This is a genomic window from Mucilaginibacter sp. P5_A4 (genome assembly GCF_056400605.1).
The window spans coordinates 83,414-103,472 of record NZ_JBFUKX010000014.1 but is presented as its reverse complement, the minus strand read 5'-3'; the positions used below and the strand labels follow the sequence as shown (position 1 = coordinate 103,472).

At 42.0% G+C, this 20,059-nt stretch carries 17 protein-coding genes; 10 read left to right on the top strand and 7 right to left on the bottom strand.

All coding sequences use genetic code 11. From position 1 onward, the window contains the following. The first annotated feature begins 44 nt into the window (after nucleotides 1–44). From AC1DQW_RS11170 to AC1DQW_RS11135, 8 genes are all read left to right on the top strand, one after another. Nucleotides 45–971: a hypothetical protein gene (locus tag AC1DQW_RS11170; protein WP_477454154.1), complete on the top strand. Its 927-nt coding sequence runs from the start codon at nucleotides 45–47 to the stop codon at nucleotides 969–971. A gap of 130 nt (nucleotides 972–1,101) precedes the next feature. Further along, complete coding sequence (locus AC1DQW_RS11165) at nucleotides 1,102–2,601, top strand: POT-type proton-dependent oligopeptide transporter (protein ID WP_477454153.1); 1,500 nt, start codon at nucleotides 1,102–1,104, stop codon at nucleotides 2,599–2,601. Between the two features lie 49 nt (nucleotides 2,602–2,650). Beyond that, on the top strand, nucleotides 2,651–3,382 hold the full coding sequence (locus AC1DQW_RS11160; protein WP_477404912.1) for a polyprenol monophosphomannose synthase: 732 nt from the start codon (nucleotides 2,651–2,653) through the stop codon (nucleotides 3,380–3,382). Nucleotides 3,383–3,486: 104 nt separating this feature from the next. After that, nucleotides 3,487–4,509: a Holliday junction branch migration DNA helicase RuvB gene (ruvB, locus tag AC1DQW_RS11155; RefSeq protein ID WP_477420233.1), complete on the top strand. Its 1,023-nt coding sequence runs from the start codon at nucleotides 3,487–3,489 to the stop codon at nucleotides 4,507–4,509. 37 nt (nucleotides 4,510–4,546) lie between these two features. Beyond that, complete coding sequence (locus AC1DQW_RS11150; RefSeq protein ID WP_477454152.1) at nucleotides 4,547–5,773, top strand: Gfo/Idh/MocA family protein; 1,227 nt, start codon at nucleotides 4,547–4,549, stop codon at nucleotides 5,771–5,773. Between the two features lie 188 nt (nucleotides 5,774–5,961). Then, nucleotides 5,962–6,852, top strand: coding sequence for a polysaccharide deacetylase family protein (locus tag AC1DQW_RS11145; protein WP_477402904.1), 891 nt, complete (start codon nucleotides 5,962–5,964; stop codon nucleotides 6,850–6,852). Nucleotides 6,853–6,990: 138 nt separating this feature from the next. Further along, nucleotides 6,991–7,218 (top strand): hypothetical protein, encoded by a 228-nt coding sequence (locus AC1DQW_RS11140; RefSeq protein ID WP_477420238.1) that lies wholly within the window; start codon nucleotides 6,991–6,993, stop codon nucleotides 7,216–7,218. After that, nucleotides 7,205–7,504, top strand: a complete 300-nt coding sequence (locus AC1DQW_RS11135; RefSeq protein WP_477402908.1) for a type II toxin-antitoxin system RelE/ParE family toxin — start codon at nucleotides 7,205–7,207, stop codon at nucleotides 7,502–7,504. The genes AC1DQW_RS11140 and AC1DQW_RS11135 overlap by 14 nt, the downstream gene beginning before the upstream one ends. Before the next feature lie 63 nt (nucleotides 7,505–7,567). On the opposite strand, the gene AC1DQW_RS11130 is transcribed toward AC1DQW_RS11135, so the two are convergent. The 3 genes from AC1DQW_RS11130 to AC1DQW_RS11120 form a co-directional block, all read right to left on the bottom strand. Beyond that, on the bottom strand, nucleotides 7,568–9,454 hold the full coding sequence (locus AC1DQW_RS11130) for a S9 family peptidase (RefSeq protein ID WP_477454151.1): 1,887 nt from the start codon (nucleotides 9,452–9,454) through the stop codon (nucleotides 7,568–7,570). A gap of 189 nt (nucleotides 9,455–9,643) precedes the next feature. Next, entirely contained in the window at nucleotides 9,644–10,141 is a 498-nt protein-coding gene (locus AC1DQW_RS11125) for an FKBP-type peptidyl-prolyl cis-trans isomerase (protein ID WP_477402912.1), read from the bottom strand. Between the two features lie 26 nt (nucleotides 10,142–10,167). Next, nucleotides 10,168–12,177: a thioredoxin domain-containing protein gene (locus tag AC1DQW_RS11120; RefSeq protein WP_477454150.1), complete on the bottom strand. Its 2,010-nt coding sequence runs from the start codon at nucleotides 12,175–12,177 to the stop codon at nucleotides 10,168–10,170. Between the two features lie 412 nt (nucleotides 12,178–12,589). Between AC1DQW_RS11120 and AC1DQW_RS11115 the strand changes: the two genes are divergently transcribed. Then, entirely contained in the window at nucleotides 12,590–14,551 is a 1,962-nt protein-coding gene (locus tag AC1DQW_RS11115) for a M1 family metallopeptidase (protein ID WP_477454149.1), read from the top strand. 466 nt (nucleotides 14,552–15,017) lie between these two features. Here AC1DQW_RS11115 and trpA read toward each other — a convergent pair whose 3' ends face one another. From trpA to trpD, 4 genes are all read right to left on the bottom strand, one after another. After that, nucleotides 15,018–15,788 carry a tryptophan synthase subunit alpha gene (gene trpA, locus AC1DQW_RS11110; RefSeq protein WP_477454148.1) on the bottom strand — a complete coding sequence of 257 codons (771 nt, stop codon included), beginning with the start codon at nucleotides 15,786–15,788 and terminating at the stop codon, nucleotides 15,018–15,020. 105 nt (nucleotides 15,789–15,893) lie between these two features. Continuing rightward, a complete protein-coding gene (trpB, locus tag AC1DQW_RS11105; RefSeq protein WP_477454147.1) occupies nucleotides 15,894–17,075 on the bottom strand; it encodes a tryptophan synthase subunit beta in 1,182 nt (393 codons plus the stop codon). Continuing rightward, the gene (locus tag AC1DQW_RS11100) at nucleotides 17,059–17,703 is read right to left on the bottom strand and encodes a phosphoribosylanthranilate isomerase (RefSeq protein WP_477454146.1); all 645 of its coding nucleotides are present in this window, start codon (nucleotides 17,701–17,703) and stop codon (nucleotides 17,059–17,061) included. The genes trpB and AC1DQW_RS11100 overlap by 17 nt, the downstream gene beginning before the upstream one ends. 2 nt (nucleotides 17,704–17,705) lie before the next feature. Beyond that, nucleotides 17,706–18,695, bottom strand: a complete 990-nt coding sequence (gene trpD / locus AC1DQW_RS11095) for an anthranilate phosphoribosyltransferase (RefSeq protein ID WP_477454145.1) — start codon at nucleotides 18,693–18,695, stop codon at nucleotides 17,706–17,708. A 401-nt stretch (nucleotides 18,696–19,096) separates the two neighbouring features. On the opposite strand from trpD, the gene AC1DQW_RS11090 reads away from it, so the two are divergent. Then, nucleotides 19,097–20,041, top strand: coding sequence for an ion channel (locus tag AC1DQW_RS11090; RefSeq protein WP_477416401.1), 945 nt, complete (start codon nucleotides 19,097–19,099; stop codon nucleotides 20,039–20,041). Nucleotides 20,042–20,059 lie beyond the last annotated feature (18 nt).

The following is a 20,059-nucleotide window of genomic DNA, read 5'->3' as shown; positions in this document are numbered from 1 at the left end:
TAACAATAAATTATTACTTTTATAACTAAAACCACTACCAACAAGTGATAAAAAAGCTTTTTGTATCCCTCCTATCCCTCCTGCTTTGTTTACATACCTATGCTCAGCACTCAGATGAGAGCGCACGCATTAAACAGTTAAAGCTTTACGAGGATACACTTAAAACCCTGGGTAAAACTTTCATTAACAATGAAAACGATCTGGAACGTAAAAACGCCAATTACAAGTTTATTAAAACAATGGTGAGTGCTTTAAAAATACCCAATTCCTTCCTTTACCATTTTGATTCGTTAAAAGCTATCAGCATCATTAACTCGCCCGACAATCGTTTCCGGATCTTAAGCTGGTCTATCATGAACCAGGATGGCAGTTACCGCTTTTATGGTACTGTGCAAATGAATACCGGTGGGTTTTTAAAAATGTATCCCCTTGAGGATTATTCACCACTGCTAAAAAACCCCGAAGACTCTGTTACCGACAGTCATAAATGGTATGGGGCACAGTATTATAAAATAATACCGGTTTATGCTCAAAAAACGTATTATGTTTTAATAGGCTGGAAAGGTAATACTGTAAAATCAAACAAAAGGGTTATTGATGTACTATCATTTAATGATGCCGGGCCTGTATTTGGCATGCCGGTTTTTGACGGCAATGGCAAAAGCCGTAAAAGAGTGATATTTGAATACGCCCGACAAGCCTCCATGCTGTTAAGGTATGTGCCGGAGCAAAATCTTATCATATTTGATCACCTGGCTCCCCCTGATGCCAAGCAAAAAGATAAGCCTGAAACTTTTGGCCCCGACCTTACTTATGACGGTTATAAATTAAAGAACGGCCGTTGGGTTTATGTTGAGCAGCTGGATATGCGCAATGTTCATGATAATGCCAGCAATACCCCCGATAAGGAATACATCGACCCTAAAAAACAAGCTTTGAAAGACAAGAAACTTGTTCCAACATCACATTAATTTTAGAATTAAACCTACGTTAGCGTTTAATAATCAAAACAATTCATACATAATTTGTAACACTTTCGGTATTAAATTCTGATTTAAAAGATTTATACTAATTTAGGCCCAAATTTTATATTCATAACTAATGCAGGAAAAAACAGCAGCACAGTCCAGGTCAATAGGTAAAATTCCAAGAGCAGTACCGTTCATTATAGGCAATGAGTTTGCAGAACGTTTTAGCTTTTACGGAATGCGGAGCATCCTCGCTGTTTTTTTGGTTCACCAGTTTTTCAGTCATGAAAACTCTGTTGAAGCAAATGCACATTCAAATAGCATCAATCACATGTTTTCAACCCTGGTGTATGCTACCCCTCTGCTTGGTGCTATCCTGGCCGACTGGTTTTTTGGCAAATACCGGGTTATCCTGATAGGTTCGCTTATTTACACCATAGGCCATTTCCTGTTATCAATGTTTGATACCAGCCTGGCCGGCTTCCAAACCGGCTTAATTATTATAGCCTTCTCGGCAGGTGCTATAAAATCATGTGTATCTGCCAACGTTGGCGATCAGTTTGATCATAGTAACCAGCACCTCATGAGCACTATTTACAGCTGGTTTTATTTCAGTATCAATGCGGGCTCCATGGTTAGCTTATTCCTGATCCCTTTAATTTACGATAAATTTGGCGCATCATGGGCGTTTGGCGTACCGGGTATATTAATGGCGCTTGCTACTGTAATCTTCTTCTCGGGCAGTAAAAGCTATGTAAAACTACCAGCAAAAGGCATCAATAAAGCAAATTTTGTATCGGTAAGCTTTTATGCGATGCTATGGAGCTTTAGGAAAAAAGAAGCGGGCAAAGCCGCCTGGGCTTATGCCGAAGATAAATATGGTTTTGAAAAAGTAGATGGCATCAAAGCAGTTTGGCGCATAATGGCGGTGTTCGCTTTTATTCCTATATTTTGGTCGCTATGGGATATGAACAGTGCCGAGTGGGTACTGCAATCAACACAGCTTAACCTGAGCCTGGGCGTTTTTGGCTGGCATATTTTACCATCACAAATACAAACCGTTAATGCTGTGTTTTTGCTGGTGATGATCCCTCTTTTCAATTTCCTTTTATACCCTTTGGCCGAAAAGCTTGGATTAAAATTAACCCCGCTCCGTAAAATAGGTTTTGGGCTATTGGTTACAGCATTTAGTTTCGTTATCATCGCTCTGCTACAAGAAAAAGTTGATAAAGGCCTGCACCCATCTGTTTGGTGGCAAATACTGGCCTATGTAATATTATCAGCAGGCGAAGTATTGGTTTCACTTGTTGGGTTAGAATATGCTTACACCCAATCACCCGTATCTATGAAAAGCACCATGACAGCTATCTGGTATTTCACGTATTCAGTGGGTTCATTTTTTAATACGGTGGTAAACAACAGCATTGCCAACCATGGTTATTTTGCACGGTATACAGGTGCATCATTCTTTTGGCTTTTTGTAGGTATTTGTCTTGGATTTTTTGTGATCTTCCTTTTTGTTAGTCCAAGATTAAGAGAAAAGGCTTACCTGGTAGATGATGTATTAGCTAAGGGATTAGATATTCAGGATAATAAAGTAGTTCCAATTCATCCGGATAACCCAATTGTATAATAAAAATCGTTGTTTTGTGTTTTATTTCATTAAACATCAAAATTAATACGTGCCAGACAGTATTGTTATTATACCTACCTATAACGAAAAGGAAAATATAGAACGGATGATCCGTAAAGTATTTTCCCTTCCGCATGATTTTCATTTACTTATTATTGATGACGGGTCGCCGGATGGCACCAATGTCATTGTTAAAAACCTGATGAATGTTTATCCTGAGCAGCTTTTTTTAATAGAGCGGGCCGGTAAACAGGGCCTGGGAACAGCCTACATCCGTGGTTTTGAATGGTCCATTGAACATCATTATGACTATATTTTTGAAATGGATTGCGATTTTTCACACAATCCGGATGACCTGTTAAGATTAAGACAGGCCTGCATTGACGGCGCCGACGCAACAATAGGCTCGCGCTATAGCAGTGGCGTAAATGTGGTTAACTGGCCTATGAGCCGGGTACTGATGAGCTATTTTGCATCGGTATATGTACGGTTTATTACAGGGATTGACGTGGCCGATTCTACAGCTGGTTTTATGTGCTATAAGCGTAAAGTACTGGAAACCATAAACCTGGATAAGATAAAATTTGTAGGTTATGCCTTCCAGATTGAAATGAAGTACACTACTATTAAACATGGCTTTAAGTTAACAGAGGTCCCTATTATATTTACCGACCGCACGGCGGGTACCTCCAAAATGTCAACCGGAATTTTCAAGGAAGCATTTTTTGGAGTGATCCAGATGAAGATTAATAGTATTTTCAGAAAGTATCCCGAAGGATAGATATGAGATGTGAGATATTAGATTTGAGATGAAATGTAAAAAATCTGTCTCATATCTCAAATCTCACATCTCAAATCTAATTAAAAAAACTAATTTCGTTGGTAATGAATGAGCATCTTGATCCGGCGCCGGAACGTCTCAGTAATGCCGAACGTGATATTGAAAAAGTTTTACGTCCGCAGCAGTTTGAAGATTTTACCGGTCAGCATAAAATATTGGCCAACTTAAAAATATTTGTACAGGCTGCCCGCCAGCGTGGCGAAGCGCTTGACCATGTACTGCTGCATGGCCCTCCCGGCTTGGGTAAAACCACCCTATCTTACATTATAGCCAACGAAATGAGTGTGGGCATCAAGATAACATCGGGCCCCGTATTGGATAAACCCGGTGACCTTGCAGGCCTGCTTACCAACCTGGAAACGGGCGATATCCTTTTTATTGACGAGATTCACCGTTTAAGTCCACTGGTGGAGGAATACCTGTATTCGGCCATGGAAGACTTTAAGATAGATATTATGCTGGAGAGCGGCCCCAACGCCCGTTCGGTACAAATCTCGCTTAACCCATTTACATTGGTTGGCGCTACCACCCGCTCGGGCCTGCTTACAGCCCCGCTGAGAGCCAGGTTTGGCATTAATGCCCGTTTGGAGTATTATGATGCCAAACTGCTTACTACCATTGTGCTGCGGTCGTCATCTATACTTAAAACCCCAATAACAGATGAGGGTGCTTATGAAATTGCCCGTCGTAGCCGTGGTACCCCACGTATTGCCAATGCCTTGTTACGCCGTACCCGGGATTTTGCCCAGATAAAAGGCGATGGCAATATTGATACCGCCATTGCCAAATATGCACTTAACGCCCTTAATGTTGATGAGCACGGACTTGATGAAATGGACAATAAGATATTGACCACCATTATCGACAAATTCAAAGGTGGTCCGGTAGGCCTAAAAACCATTGCTACTGCCGTGGGCGAAGATGAGGGCACAATTGAAGAGGTATATGAACCGTTTTTAATACAAGAGGGCTTTTTAATGCGTACCGCCCGTGGCCGGGAGGCAACCGAGAGTGCTTATAAACATTTGGGGAAAATAAAACTGGGAGGCAATCCTTCCTTATTTTAATCAAACCAATATTACATCAGCTATCTACTATACTACCATGAAAACAAAACTAAAACAAGGTCTTAAATTATTCTTCGTGCTGGCTTTTATAAGTTTCGCGGCAATAACTAAGGCTCAAACAACAATACCTACCCCCACTTCGCCAATGGCGCCAACCAAACCAGAGGCATTACCGGCAGACACCGCAAAAAAGCTCAGAAAGGACACCGTTATAATAAAAAAGGATACCGTCCCGGTGAGAAAAATAGCCACCGGGCCAAAAGTGGGCATCGCCGGGTTAAACCACGATCATATCCACCTGATATTAAACGAATACCGCAATGGTAATGTAAACATTGTAGGCATTGCCGAACCCGATAAAAAACTGTGGGCAAAGTTTGGCAAAATATACGGCGTACCCGATTCCTTATTTTTTGAAGACCTGAAAACCATGTGTGTGGCCCGTAAACCAGTTATTGTACTGGGTTACAACGCTGTTGCCAAACATGTTGATATTGTGGAAACCTGTGCCCCTATGGGTATTTCGGTAATGGTTGAAAAACCTTTGGCCGCCACGCTTGAACAGGCTAAACGTATGGAGTTTTTGGCACTCAAGTACTATATCAACCTGCTTACCAATTATGAAACTACCTGGTATCCATCGGTACAAAGCGCTTATAATACTATCAAAACCGACAGTGTGGGCATGATCCGCAAAATGGTGTTTCATGACGGACACCAGGGACCGCGGGAAATTGGCTGCAGCGAAGATTTTTTAAGCTGGCTTACAGATCCTTTGCTTAACGGCGCGGGTGCACTTAACGATTTTGGTTGTTACGGCGCCGATATGATGACCTGGCTAATGCAGGGACAAAGGCCTATAGCGGTTACCGCGGTAGCCAAACACTACAAGCCATCAGTATATCCTAAAGTAGAAGATGATGCCACCATTATTGTGGAATATCCGAATGCCACAGGACTGATAGAAGCCTCCTGGAACTGGCCTTTCAGCATAAAAGATATGGAAGTATTTGGCGCTAAAGGATATATCCACACCTTTGATAAAGACAGCCTTGAAGTAAGGATCAATAATGACGTTCGCAGCTTTAAGGCCCCGGCATTGCCTTCGCCGGCCGATGCACCGGTGCCCTATTTTACAGCAGCGCTTAAAAACCCCATCAAATCCCGTAATGACCGTTCCTCATTAAGATATAATATGATTGTGATGCAGATACTGGATGCTGCCAAAAGATCGATCAGGGATGGTAAGCGGATAATTTTGTAAAAGAGCAAGATATTAACTCAAGAGACAAAATGAGCAATGAGCCCCTTCGCCCTCTATGTAATATTTCACTGTTGCCCTTTGATTCCAATATTTTGCCTCTATTAAAAAAAACAAAATAATTATCACCTTCCATATATTATATCCTAATTTCGCCGTTGTTGAATTAATTAAAAAAATATCATTTTACTATGATTAAACAAGCTTTTGTATGGTTAGCAGTATGTGCTTTGGGCACAATGTCTTGCCAGAGTAAACCTACCGATAAAACAGCAGGAACACCTGCTACAGGTACTGCCGCAGCAGCAACAGTCGCTGGCAAACCGGCGGATAAAGCCGCCATTATGGCCCGCAAACAGGTACCTGTTGTTTGTTACCACCAAATACGCGATTGGAAACCTACTGATTCAAAAAATGCCAAAGACTATATTGTACAGATAGCCGCCTTTAAAGAACATATTAAAATGCTGGCCGATAGTGGGTACCATACTATACTGCCCGATCAGCTATATGCTTATCTCACAACCGGGGCTCCCCTGCCCAAAAAGCCTATTATGCTTACTTTTGATGATACAGATCTTGATCAGTTCACAATAGCTAACCCTACGTTAAAAAAATACGGTTTTAAAGCTGTTTATTTTGTGATGACGGTATCATTAGGCCGCCCGCATTACATGACACCTGATATGGTTAAAAAACTATCTGACGAGGGCAATGTAATTGCAAGCCATACCTGGGACCATCACAGGGTTGACAAATACTCGCATAATTCTGAACTGAAGATCATCGGAAAAAACGGCAAAATAACTACCAGACCTGTTGACGACTGGGTTACCCAAATAGATAAGCCGACCAAAAAACTTGAAGAAATTACCGGTAAAAAAATAGAATATTTTGCCTATCCTTTTGGGATATGGAAAAAACCGGTTTTACCCGAGATCCAGAAAAAAGGCTTTAAAATAGCTTTCCAACTGGCTGATAAGCGCGACCCCGATTACCCTTTAATGACGGTACGCCGTATATTGGATAGCGGATATTGGACAACCAAAACTTTCAGCAATAGCGTAAGAAATAGTTTCTAATACCCAACTCCTTGTAGGGGCTAATCAACATATTAAACGGCTTTTCTTTTGTAGAGAAAGGCCGTTTTTATTTTGATAATGAATCAATAAATATTTCAAATTCCAACATTTTGAAATTTATCTTTAGTAAATTTGTTTATGACCACGCTTACAGTAAATATTCAAAACGAAAAAGATCTGCCTGTTTTGCAAGAGATACTAAACAGGTTTGGTTTAAGCTATCATATTGATTCAGATAATGATCACACCTTTTCTGAAGATGAAATGAAGGATCTGCTGCAAACCAGGCAGGACTTTTTGGATGGAAAAACCACTGCCCGAAACTGGACAGACATAGAAGAAGATCTGAACCGTGCCTACAATTAAACTTCTAAAACGTGCCGAACTTGAGTTGATTGATGCTTGCGAATGGTACGAAAAACAGCAAAGAGGCCTTTCGGCAAATTTTAGAAGAGAAATTAAAATTATCATTCATTCTATTGATCTGAATCCTAAACTCTATGCAAAAAGGTATCAATCAGATCTACGTTTTGTACCGGTAAGAAAATTTCCATACATCATTGTTTACTGGTATGATGAGCAACTATCCACTATATTTATCACATCAATTTTTCATACCAAAAGAGATCCGGAACGTTTTGAAACCAAATAAATATGCTAAAATAAAAAAGGTCTCAGTATGAAACCTTTTTTATTTTAGCGATACGTTTTTCTCTTACTTCTTCTCCATCAAATACTTATCCAAAAACGCAAGTATTTTATTGGCAGTAGTTACCAGGTTTTCTTTTTTCTGGAAACCATGGCCTTCATTGGGATAGGTAATATACTCAACCGGCACGCCGTTCTTTTTAACGCCATCTACAATTTCTTTACTTTCTATAGGCAATACCCGTACATCATTCATCCCCTGAAAAACAATTAGTGGCTTATTGATGGTTTGGTAATGGAACAGCGGCGAGATCTTTTTAAGGTGTACACTATCGGCACTGTATGGATCGCCTAACTCATTATATAAGGCCTTACGCTCGGCTTCCCAATAAGGGGGGATACTTTTTAGCGTACGCATCCAATTGGCCACACCAAACAGGTCGACACCCACTTTAAACTCATTGGGGTGAAAGGCCAGTGCAGCCAATACCATGCACCCGCCATAGCTGCCGCCCATAATGCCAATTTTTGCAGTATCAATATAGGCCTGTTGCTGTAGCCATTTTTTGCCCCAGATGCAATCTTTCAGGTCGCCATTGCTGTGGTCTTTGTTATCAAGCTTATAAAAGGTTTTGCCATAACCGCTACTGCCCCGGTTATTTACCGCCAGTACAGCATAGCCATGATTTACCAGGAACTGAACTTGATTGCTAAAGCCGGTATTACTTTGCCCGCCCGGACCACCATGTATTAAAAGTATAGCAGGTACCGGGTGATTTTTGGTTGCATTTTTGGGTTTGTAGTAAATGGCAGGGATCTCCAATCCATCAAAAGATTTAAAGTGCACCACTTCGGCCGATATCAGGTCATCAGTACTTACTGCCGGGTTAAGCGTACGTGTAATTGGCTTTAATTCCTTTTTCTCGAAATTATAAACATAGAGATTGTTGGGACTAACGCTGCTTCCTACTGTAAGCATCATATTTTTTTCGCTGAGTGAAAACGTCGCCGATTTTACTTCCCCATCCTTCACTTCCGGAAAATCCAGTTGTTTGCCGGTATTATTATCAAACAACAACACTTTAGTTTTGCCGTCTGCATTTACATACACGGTATAATATTTCCCCAGGTCGCTAAGTTCCATCCCAACCACATCCCAGTTGGTTGAATAAACTTTTAACCTTGCTCCTGAATTCAGGTTGTATTTTACCAGGTAACTAAACTCGTTGCCATCGTTGGTAATGTAGTAAAGACTCGAATCGCCTTTGGTAAACGCGGCCGGATACCAGGTAGCTTCATTATCGTTGCTTATTTTTTTGACTGCTTTTGTTGTCCTGTCGTAAATATAAAGCTCATTTTTATCGGTAGTGATAGACTTGGTAAGGGCGACGTACCGCTCCGACTTTGAAACCGGGCCGGGCGAATACCCGCCGTCGTTTTGATAAAGGAGTTCGTCCTTCCAGGTATTTACATCGAGTTTGTAAATGTCGTTGAATTTAGGATCGCGTTTATTGCTGACAATGTACAGGAACTTTTTATCGGCACTCCATCCATTGGTACCATTCGCGGTATTGAGCCAGGGTGTAAGATCTTTCACCGCTGATCCATCGGCCTTTTGCAGGTAGATGTGGCTATTTTCGTTACCTCCCTGATCTGCACTGTATAAAAAGTTATTGGTACCCGGTACATACCCTATTGAAAAGTATGAATCTTTCACAGAGTGCGTAAGTGGTTTTGAGGCGGTATCGGCAATATTTATGGCGTATACATTAAATATCCCTGTGCTGTTATCATCAACCAGCACCTTCGTTTCGTCGGCATTAAAACCGGCCCCATTTATCGCTTTATTGTTATACAATTGCTCAATGGAGTATAATTTTACTGCAGTGGGCTTATCGGGACTGCTGCACGCGCTAAATAAAATAGCCAGTGCAATTAAGGATAGGTATTTCATTTTAGGTTTAATTTTCAGCAAGTTATGCCAAAATATTTGAAAACCAAAAGGAACTTTACTCAATTCATAGTTTAAATAAACAGCCTCAATATTTCATCTCGGAACAGGACATAAAAAAACCCGCTATTCACATAACGGGCTAAAATATTAAAAGGTCTCCCCCTTCAGGGGGAGATTTAGAGGGGGCTATTAGTGAGCGTGGTGACCATCCGGACCATGCGCGTGGCCGTGTGATAATTCTTCTGGTGTGGCGGGGCGTACGTTAAGGATACTGCCTTTAAAGTGAAGTTCCTGGCCGGCCATAGGGTGGTTAAGGTCAACTATCACCGCATCTTCGGCAACAGATACTACCTGGGCCTGGAAACGGTTGCCATTGTTATCCTGTAAAGGTAAAATGCTGCCAATTTCAGGAACTTCAGTTCCCTGGAACATTTCCTTAGGCAGGTTGGCTACTGCTTCTTCATCATATTCGCCATAAGCATCTTCGGCCGACAAGCGAAATTCATAAGCATCTCCGGTTGATAGGGTGCTTAAATTTTCTTCAAATTTGGGCAGCATCTGGCCGGCACCAAACAAAAAGGTTAAAGGTTGTTCTTCTGTGGCACTTTCCGTTAAGGTTTCGGTACCATCCTGGTCAACATACAAATCGTAAGTTAATGACACTACGTGTTGTGGTTCAATCTTCATTGTAAAGTATTTTTATAAATAAGCAATCAGGCTTGCATTTGTTTTAATGCCTCGGCCGTGTTATTAGCAGGTAATCCGCAGGTTTTATCTTTACAAACAAATATTTGTGTTGATTTACCAAACTTATCCTGTAACAAAGGTAAACTTCCTTTTGTACCGCCCAAGATTATTTTATTTGGGATGTAATTATTTTCAAGTTCCTTTCTTACAGGTTCAGCTTCGGGGCCAGTTACCGCAACTTCATATATACCAAACACTTCATCAAGCAATAACATAGTCCAGTTTGAATAAGCCGTACCATATTTTGCCAGCTGTGGCATTATGTTGCGTAACAGCTGCGCCGAAACCGCTGCATAGTTTTCGTTATCAAAAAGCAGGCCTAATTTTTTAAGGTTGCGTGCCATTACCGAATTACTGGCCGGTGTAACACCATCCATAATCTCAGATTTGCGGGCTATCAGCTGCTCATCATCATCTGCTGTATAAAAGAAAATACCGTTCTGCTCATCGTAATAATGGGCAATAGCTATATCTGCAAGGGCTTTTGCATGCTGCAGCCAGTCTTCGTTGAAAGTAACCTCGTACAGGGCAATTAAGCCGTCAATGATATTGGCATAATCATCTAAAAATGCCACCGGGACACCATTCACCGTAGTGCTGCCGTAAATCCGTGATAGCCTGCCATTTTGACCTAAAAGATTATTTACAATAAAATCAGCGTTCTTTAAAGCAAGCTCCAGGTACCCAGGTTTATCCAACGCGCGGTAAGCATCGCACAATCCTTTCAGCATCAAACCGTTCCAAGATGCTAATATCTTGTTATCAAGGCCGGGCCTGATGCGGTGCCTGCGGACCTCAAAAACTTTTTTTCGGGATGCTTTTACTTGTGATAACAGATCATCAACACCTAAGCCTAATTTTTCGGCCAATTGCTTATCAGTTTCTTTGCGAAAAAGCACATTGGACTGTTCCTCTTCCCAGTTGCCGTCTTCGGTGATATGATAGTAAATACAAAACAGGTCGGCATCATCGCCCAGGATCTCTTCTATCTCTGTTTTAGTAAAGATGTAGAACTTGCCTTCTACTCCTTCGCTATCAGCATCAAGTGCCGAGTAAAAGCCAAAATCGGGTGAAGTAAGCTCTTTGGTAGCAAAATGAATGATCTCGTCAACCACCTGCGCGTAAAGTTCATCCGGCTGCCAGGTGTAGGCTTCTGCATACAGGCTAATGAGCTGGGCATTATCATACAACATTTTTTCAAAGTGCGGTACGTGCCACCTGCCATCAACCGAGTAACGGGCAAAACCGCCACCCACATGGTCATAAATACCTCCATAAGCCATTTTATGCAATGTGAGTTTTACCTGTTTGGCAATCTCCTCGTCATGCACCAGGTGTGCATAACGCATCAGCAGTTGCCAGTTATTAGGCATCGGGAATTTGGGCGCATTGCCGGTACCACCTTCCTGTTTATCAAAATAACGTTTCCAGTTATCGGCTATCAGCTTTAAATCTTCTTTGGTATAGTCGGGCTGTTCGGCTATAAACTGTATCGATTCATATTTCTGGATGCCCTCAGTCAATCGTACGGCATATTCCTCGGCTTCTTCGGGTTTTTGCTTGAAGAAATCGGCCAGGTTAAACAATAGCGATGTCCAATCGTTTTTGCGAAAATAGGTACCCCCATAAATGGGTCTTTGATCGGGCAGGCAAATACAGTTTAACGGCCAGCCACCCCTGCCGCTCATCAGTTGTACGGCACTCATATAAATCTGGTCTACGTCTGGACGCTCTTCCCTGTCTACCTTAATGCAAACAAAAAATTCGTTCATTACCGTGGCCACGGCTTCATCTTCAAAGCTTTCATGCTCCATTACATGGCACCAATGGCAGGCCGAGTAACCGATGCTTACCAATATCAGCTTGTTTTCGGCTTTGGCCTTATCCAGTGCCTCCTTACCCCAGGGGAACCAGTTTACAGGATTATTGGCATGCTGCAACAAATAGGGCGATGTAGAATTTGCGAGACTGTTCATAACTGATGATGTATTGCGTTATAAATGCAATGTGCGAATATAATTGTACCTGTAAGGTAAAGTTGGATTTATTGGAAAAGTTTTACATAGCCTCACCTAAATCCTCTCCAAAGGGGAAGACTTTCCTTAAATACTTAAAAAATAATCAAGGACAATTACGGCAGCAAATATTTATAAACCGATGGCCTTCCTGCTTCAGTATCTAAAATGAAATTTATAGTCCATAACGATGGAAAATCGAATCGTCGTTTTCTTAACACATCGCTACGTAGTTTATTTCCTTCACGTAACATTCCCATTACAACTCCATAAAAACCTATTAATCACAAATATCTGCATCCTCAGAGCGCTCATATTGCCAACTTCACAAATTAATTCCCTTTATTTGCGGTTTTTATTATTGACTGACAAAATGCGCTATTTAAAACTGATCAACATTTTATGCGTTGGCGGCTTGTTTGCTATCGCAGGCCCGGCATCGGCACAAATCGACTCCATTAAGTATAATCACCAGGAATCATTCGGCCCCATTACCTGGCCGGTTACCGGGCAGGGAACACGCTCAAACAGTGGCAAACCTTCGCCAACCTACTGGCAAAACCGTGCCGACTACCAGATCAAAGCCAGTCTTAACGAGGGCAAGGATACTACCATCACTGGTGAGGTTACCATCACCTATACCAATAACAGCCCCGATCAATTAGACTACCTGTGGCTGCAATTGGATCAAAACTTATTTAAACCCGATTCGCGCGGAGCAGCAGTTACCCCGGTTACTGGCGACCGCTTTGATGTGCGCGGCTTTAATCGTGGCGGCTATCACATAGGTTCGGTTGAGGTTACTTACAAAGGTCAAACCTATAAAGTAACCCCGGTAATAACTGACGCTCGTATGCAGCTGCGCCTGAACGCGCCAATGGATGGTAAAGGCGAAAAGATAAACGTGAAGATCAATTATGATTTCGCAATTCCGTTTTATGGAGCCGACCGTATGGGACGCAAGAAGTTTAAACAAGGCTATGTTTACGAAATTGCCCAATGGTACCCCCGCATGTGTGTTTATGACGATGTTGAAGGCTGGAACACCCTACCCTATATGGGCCTTGGTGAATTTTATTGCGAATACGGCGATTTTGATTACTACATAACCGCACCTGCCAATATGGTGGTAGTTGGTTCTGGCGATCTGCAAAACCCGGAGGATGTATTATCGCCCGCGCAATTAGCCCGCATGGCCGAAGCTAAAAACAGCGATAAAACCGTAATGCTGATTAAACGGAACGAAGTTGGCAAAGCGGCAACCCGTCCGTTTAAAGGCTGCCTTACCTGGCATTATAAAATGCTGAACAGTCGTGATGTTGCTTTTGGAGCCTCAAATGCATTCATCTGGGATGCTGCAATGGTTAATTTCCCATCGGGCCGTAAAGGTATTGCCATGTCGGCCTACCCGGTTGAAAGCGCTGGTGCTGATAGCTGGGGCCGCTCAACCGAGTACCTGAAAAACAGTATGGAGATATACTCCAAAGCTTATTTTGAATACCCATGGAATTCTGCAGTAAATGTATCGGGCGTGGCTTTGGGCATGGAATATCCGGGAGCTATATTTTGCTTAAACAACCTTAAAAAAGGACAGCTTTGGGGCGATGTGACACATGAGATAGGCCACAACTGGTTCCCGATGATAGTAGGATCAAACGAGCGCAAATACATGTGGATGGATGAAGGTTTTAACACCTTTATTAATGAATATGCCAGCCAGCAATTCAATAAAGGCGAGTATAACGATACTACTAAAATGGCTCAGCGTATTTTGGGTATGTTTCGCCACAGCAACGACCCTTTGATGACAGCCCCCGAGGCTATTGGCTTGAATGATTATGGTCAGTATTACGTAAAAACCGCTTTAGGCATGGATATGCTGCGCAACGTAGTATTAGGTCCCGAGCGTTTTGATTATGCTTTCCATGAGTACATTAAAAACTGGGCATTTAAACACCCATTACCTTACGACCTGTTCCGCGCCATGAACGATGCCAGCGGCGAAGACCTTAACTGGTTTTGGAAAGCATGGTTTACCACCACCTGGAAGCTTGACCAGGCAATTACCAACGTTAAATACGTAGATGATAAAGCAGACAAAGGCGCGCTGATCACCATCACCAATAACGAAAAAATGGCTATGCCCGTTGATCTGAAAATCACCCAGGCCAACGGAAAAACCGAAACCATACATTTACCTGTAAATGTATGGCAACGCGGCGGTGTATGGACGTTTAAATATCCATCAACTTCAAAAATTAAATCGATGGTGATTGATCCTGAGCATGAGCTACCGGATATTAATTTGAAAAACAACGTTTATTACGGGGAGTAATTTAGTGAGTAGTGAGTAGTGAGTAGCGAGTAGTGAGTAGTGAGTAGTGAGTAGTGAGTAGTGAGTAGTGAGTAGTGAGAATTTTAAATAGCGATGGGTGTTTTAGGCTCATCGCTATTTTTTTGTTGTTTATAATTCTCTTAGAAGCTGTTTAAAAATGAATAAAAGAAAAGTGTATGTGTTGAGAAGTGGATAAAAAGGCCATTGCTTTATGGCTGAATAAATACTAATTGAGAATAACCACAAACGCAATTAGTATGACAAATTATCCAGGCAATTTAAGCGATAGCCAATGGCAAGTTATGTCAAAATATTTCGATTCACAACGCAACCGGAGATATGAACAGGGCAAACGCATTAAAATTTCAGGAGCATAAGTTTATCCGCTATAAGACTTATGTTGAACCGTTTTTAAGCAGCTTGTAAGGTGAGGTACGTCATTCTTAAGATCCGTCATTGCCTATACTTACCCCCTTATCGCTTTAATAAACCCAGGAATTTTTTCCATATACCCTTCTTCGGCTAAAAGTTTTACAAACTTGCTGCCTACAATGGCGCCATTTGCATAGGCGCAGGCCTGTTTAAAGGTATTATTGTCCGAAATGCCAAAGCCTATGATGGTTGGATTTTTAAGGTCCATGGCTTTTATGCGTTTATAGTAATCTTCAATACTGTTGGTCAGTTTCAGGTCGCCACCGGTTATGGATGATGACGACAGCAGGTAAATAAAGCTGTTGCTCAGGTTATCAATCTTGCGGATGCGGTCTTCTGATGTTTGAGGAGTTACCAGGAATATATTGCTCAGGTTATTATCAATAAAGCAGGATGAATACATCTCTTCGTACTCGTACATGGGCAAATCGGGCACTATAACACCATCAACACCCAGCTCCGCAGCCTTTTTACAAAAACGCTCGATACCATATTGTACAATAGGGTTAAAATACCCCATCAGCAAAATAGGGATTGTTACCCTTTTTCTCAGCTCAGTTAACTCCTCAAATAACTTGTTCAGGGTCATCCCATTTTCCAGGGCCAGTTCAGAACTGTGCTGAATGGTAGGTCCGTCTGCAACGGGATCCGAGTATGGGAAACCTATTTCCAGGAAATCGGCCCCGGCATTTTCCAAAGCTTCGGCAATAGCTACCGTAGTATTTAAAGCAGGATACCCGGCTGTATAGTATATGGATAACAGGTTATCCTTTTTTGATGTAAAAAGCTGGTTTAAGCGGTTCATTATGCGGTTTATTTGTCTGAACCGGAATTTATCGAATTTGTAGAATTACACGAGTTTTAAAATTCTGTAAATTCATTAATTCTGAGAATTCCGGTTCAGACCATTTTAGAAATTAAAATATTTTATATACGTATCCAAATCCTTATCTCCCCTGCCCGATATACAGATCACTACGGTATCATCGGCCTTAAATGTCATTTTCTCTAACTGTGCCAAGGCATGTGCCGTTTCAATGGCAGGGATAATGCCCTCCATTTGCGAACAAAGTAAACCCGCCTGCAAAGCTTCATCATCGGTAATGCTGGTATATTGTGCACGGTTTATTTTATACAAATGCGCGTGCTGCGGACCAATACCCGGATAATCCAATCCCGCCGAAATGGAATACGGCTCAATAACCTGCCCATCCGGTGTTTGCATCAATATGGTACGACTACCATGCAGCACACCTTCATGACCTAAAAAAGTAGTAGCTGCTGAGTGGCCGCTATCAACACCTTTGCCGGCTGCTTCAACCGCAATGAGTTTTACCTGCTCATCATCTAAAAAATGATAGAACATCCCCATTGCATTACTACCGCCGCCCACGCAGGCCATTACATATTGCGGCAGATCATTCCCGGTTTGCTCCAGCAACTGTTTTTTTGTTTCTTCGGATATAACCGATTGAAAACGGGCCACCATATCCGGGTACGGGTACGGCCCAACAACCGAACCAATAATGTAATGTGTATCAACAGGGTTACCAATCCAATCGCGCAGGGCCTCGTTGGTTGCATCCTTAAGCGTTTTACTGCCCGATGAAGCCGGCCTCACCGTAGCGCCCAGCATTTTCATGCGCGATACATTAGGAGCCTGGCGGGCCATGTCGATCTCGCCCATGTAAACTACACACTCTATACCCATCAGGGCGCAAACTGTAGCGGTGGCCACACCATGCTGCCCGGCGCCGGTTTCGGCTATGATGCGTTTTTTGCCAAGGCGCTTGGCCAGCAGGATCTGCCCGATGGCGTTATTAATTTTATGCGAACCGGTATGGTTAAGGTCCTCCCGTTTAAAAAATATGTTGGCGCCATACTTTTCCGAATATCTTTTGGCATGATATAATGGCGAAGGCCGGCCTACATAATTTTTCAGCAGGTCGTCAAATTCAGCTTTGAAATCCGCATCGTTAATGATGCTGAGGTATTGCTGTCTTAGTTCCTCCACGTTTGGGTACAGCATTTCGGGGATGTAGGCGCCGCCAAAATCGCCGTAATAACCATGTTCGTTAACTCCGTACTTCATCGTTAATATTTTGTTTTTTGATGATCTCAAATGCTTGTTCCAGTTTACTGATGTTTTTTACACCAGGCGCCGTTTCAAAACGGCTGTTCAGGTCAACCCCATAAAACTGCGGGTGACTTATCTTTTTTATCTCGTCCAGGTTATCAAGGCTTATCCCGCCCGATAAGAAGAAGGGTACATCCAGTTTATAATTATTCAGCATACCCCAGTTGAAGGTTTTTCCCGAACCACCATAAGCGGCGGTTTTGGTATCGAACAGAAAATAATCTACTTTGTTTACATAATTATTAAGCTTGCCGAAATCAAAATTTTCATCCAGGCCAAAAGCTTTAAACACGGTAACCCTGTTCTTAAAATTTTCGCAAAACTCCGGCGTTTCGTCGCCATGCAGTTGTATTACGTCAAAATTATAGGCATCAATCATTTTATTAATATTTTCCTCAATTTCGTTTACAAAAACCCCTGTTTTTTTAATATTTTTCTCGATTTTTTTTAATTTTTCTGCAGATAATTGAGCAATATATCGCGGCGAAGGTCCGTAACAGATAAAGCCCAGATAGTCCGGCTTTAAGGCGGCTACGGCTTCAATATTTTCGGGATCTTTTAAACCACAAACTTTTATTTTCATGCTTAGTTCTGCAATAAGACATTGAAACTGTTTAGCGCCTTCCTGGTGAGTAAAGCTTCTTCGGCCTCATAAAAACAATCGGCAAAAGTTTTTTCGGGGCCGATGGTTTTGATAGCCAGCGCCGCGTTTGATAACACCACGTTATTTTGCGCTGTGGTGCCTTTCCCGTTAAGCACATTGCTAAATATTGCTGCTGAGGCACTTACGGTATCACCACCGGCAATATCAGTAGGGTTTAGTTTTTCAAAACCTAAACTTTCAACACTATGTATCTTTTCGCCATCGGCCGAGAATGTTTTAAAATCGCAGGTGAGCGATACCTCATCGTAACCTTCCAAAGCATTTACTATAGTGTATTTGGTGGTTGATTTTTGGTAAAGATATGCATACACACGGGCCAGCTCCAGGTTAAATACACCAACAAGCTGATTACCAGGCTTTGCCGGATTAACCAACGGCCCCAGCATATTAAAAAACGTTTTTACAGCCAGCTCTTTGCGGATAGGTGCAACCGTTTTCATAGCCGGGTGAAACAAGGGGGCATGCAAAAAGCAAATATTTGCCTTATCAATTCCTCTTTTCAACTTATCGGCATCATTAGTGAACTGATAACCAAGACATTCCATCACGTTTGATGAACCACAACCCGAAGATACCCCATAGTTACCGTGTTTGGCCACTTTATAACCGGCACCCGCTACGACAAACGATGCAAGGGTTGATATATTAAATGTATCCTTCCCATCGCCGCCTGTACCGCAAAGGTCTATCAGCTCATCGGTTTCCAGGTTAATGGGCAGGCAAAGCTCCAGCATGGCATCGCGAAAGCCTTCCAGCTCGTTAACGGTTATGCTGCGCATGCAATAGGCCGTCATGAAGGCAGCCATTTGCGAGTTATTATATTTACCCTGTGCAATGTTCATCAAAATTTCTTTCGACTGCTCCCTGCTGAAGGTTTTATGTTCAAAAAGATGATTAAGTATCTGTTTCATATGCTCGCTCCCTAAGCCCCTACAGGGGAATTTTGATTTGCGTCGTTACTATTATTTGCCATCCTGATTTATACTCCCCGGCGGTTAACGGAGGCCGGTGGACTAAAAAAAAAGGGTTACCGTATGGCAACCCTTCTGAATATTATGTTAAAAAACAAAAAACGGAATTGCCTTACGATTACTCGTTAAGCCACCACCAGTTATTGTTTATTGCGTTTATTTTCATTTATGCCACAAATATGGAAATAGTTTTTATAAAAACAAACAGAATGATAAATTTACCGGAGGCAATTGGTGAGTTGCAGAATTATTGAATTAGTGATTGGGTAAAAGATCAGCCTATATTTCAGCGAATCAAAATTCAATAATTCACTAAATCAGCAATTCACTAATTAATCAAAATGGCGATACATAAAGAAAAAATAAACCCCGAGGATGATCTTGGCTTTGGCACGCAGCCTGTTGTAAAAAGCCAGCCGGTTATTAATAAGGATGGTTCTATTAACGTAAAACGCACCGGGCTGCCATTTTTCAGTACCTCAAATAACTATCACTCGCTTATTACCATGAGCTGGAGTAAGTTTTGGGCGATAGTTTTAAGCGGATATTTAACAGCTAACCTGTTTTTTGCATTCATATATGTTTCGCTGGGCACTGATAGTCTTGACGGTAAAAGCGGTACAACTTATTTTGACCATTTTATGGATGCCTTCTTTTTTTCGGCACAAACCATTTCAACGGTTGGTTACGGGCACATCAGCCCCCTGGGAATGGCTGCAAACAGTGTAGCAGCATTTGAATCGATGATGGGCTTACTGGCTTTTGCCTTGGCAACCGGTTTGCTTTACGGGCGTTTCTCCCGTCCATCGGCCAAAATATTGTATAGCAATAATGTGCTGATAGCTCCTTATCGTGATAATGGCAGGGGACTGATGTTCAGGCTGGCCAATTTAAGACGCAATATATTGATTGACCTGGAAATGGAAGTTGTTTTTGGCTACAACGAGGAAGTGAACGGCAAGGTGATCCGCAAGTTTTTCCAGCTTGAACTGGAAAGGAAGTATGTAAGTATTTTAACCCTGAACTGGACGGTAGTACACCCGCTTGACGAAAACAGCCCCCTAAAAGATATGACCCCGGAAGAACTTGAAACCAACCAGGCCAGCTTATCGGTTATTCTTAAAACCTTTGATGATACATTCTCTCAAACCGTGCACTCACGTACGTCATACATATACTCGGATATAGTTTGGGGTGCTAAATTTAAGCCCGTGTTCCACAGGAATGAAGATGGCCAGGCGATTTTGGATTTGAGTAAGATAAGTGAATATGAAGTGGTTCAATAGTTAATTGGTGCTTATTGC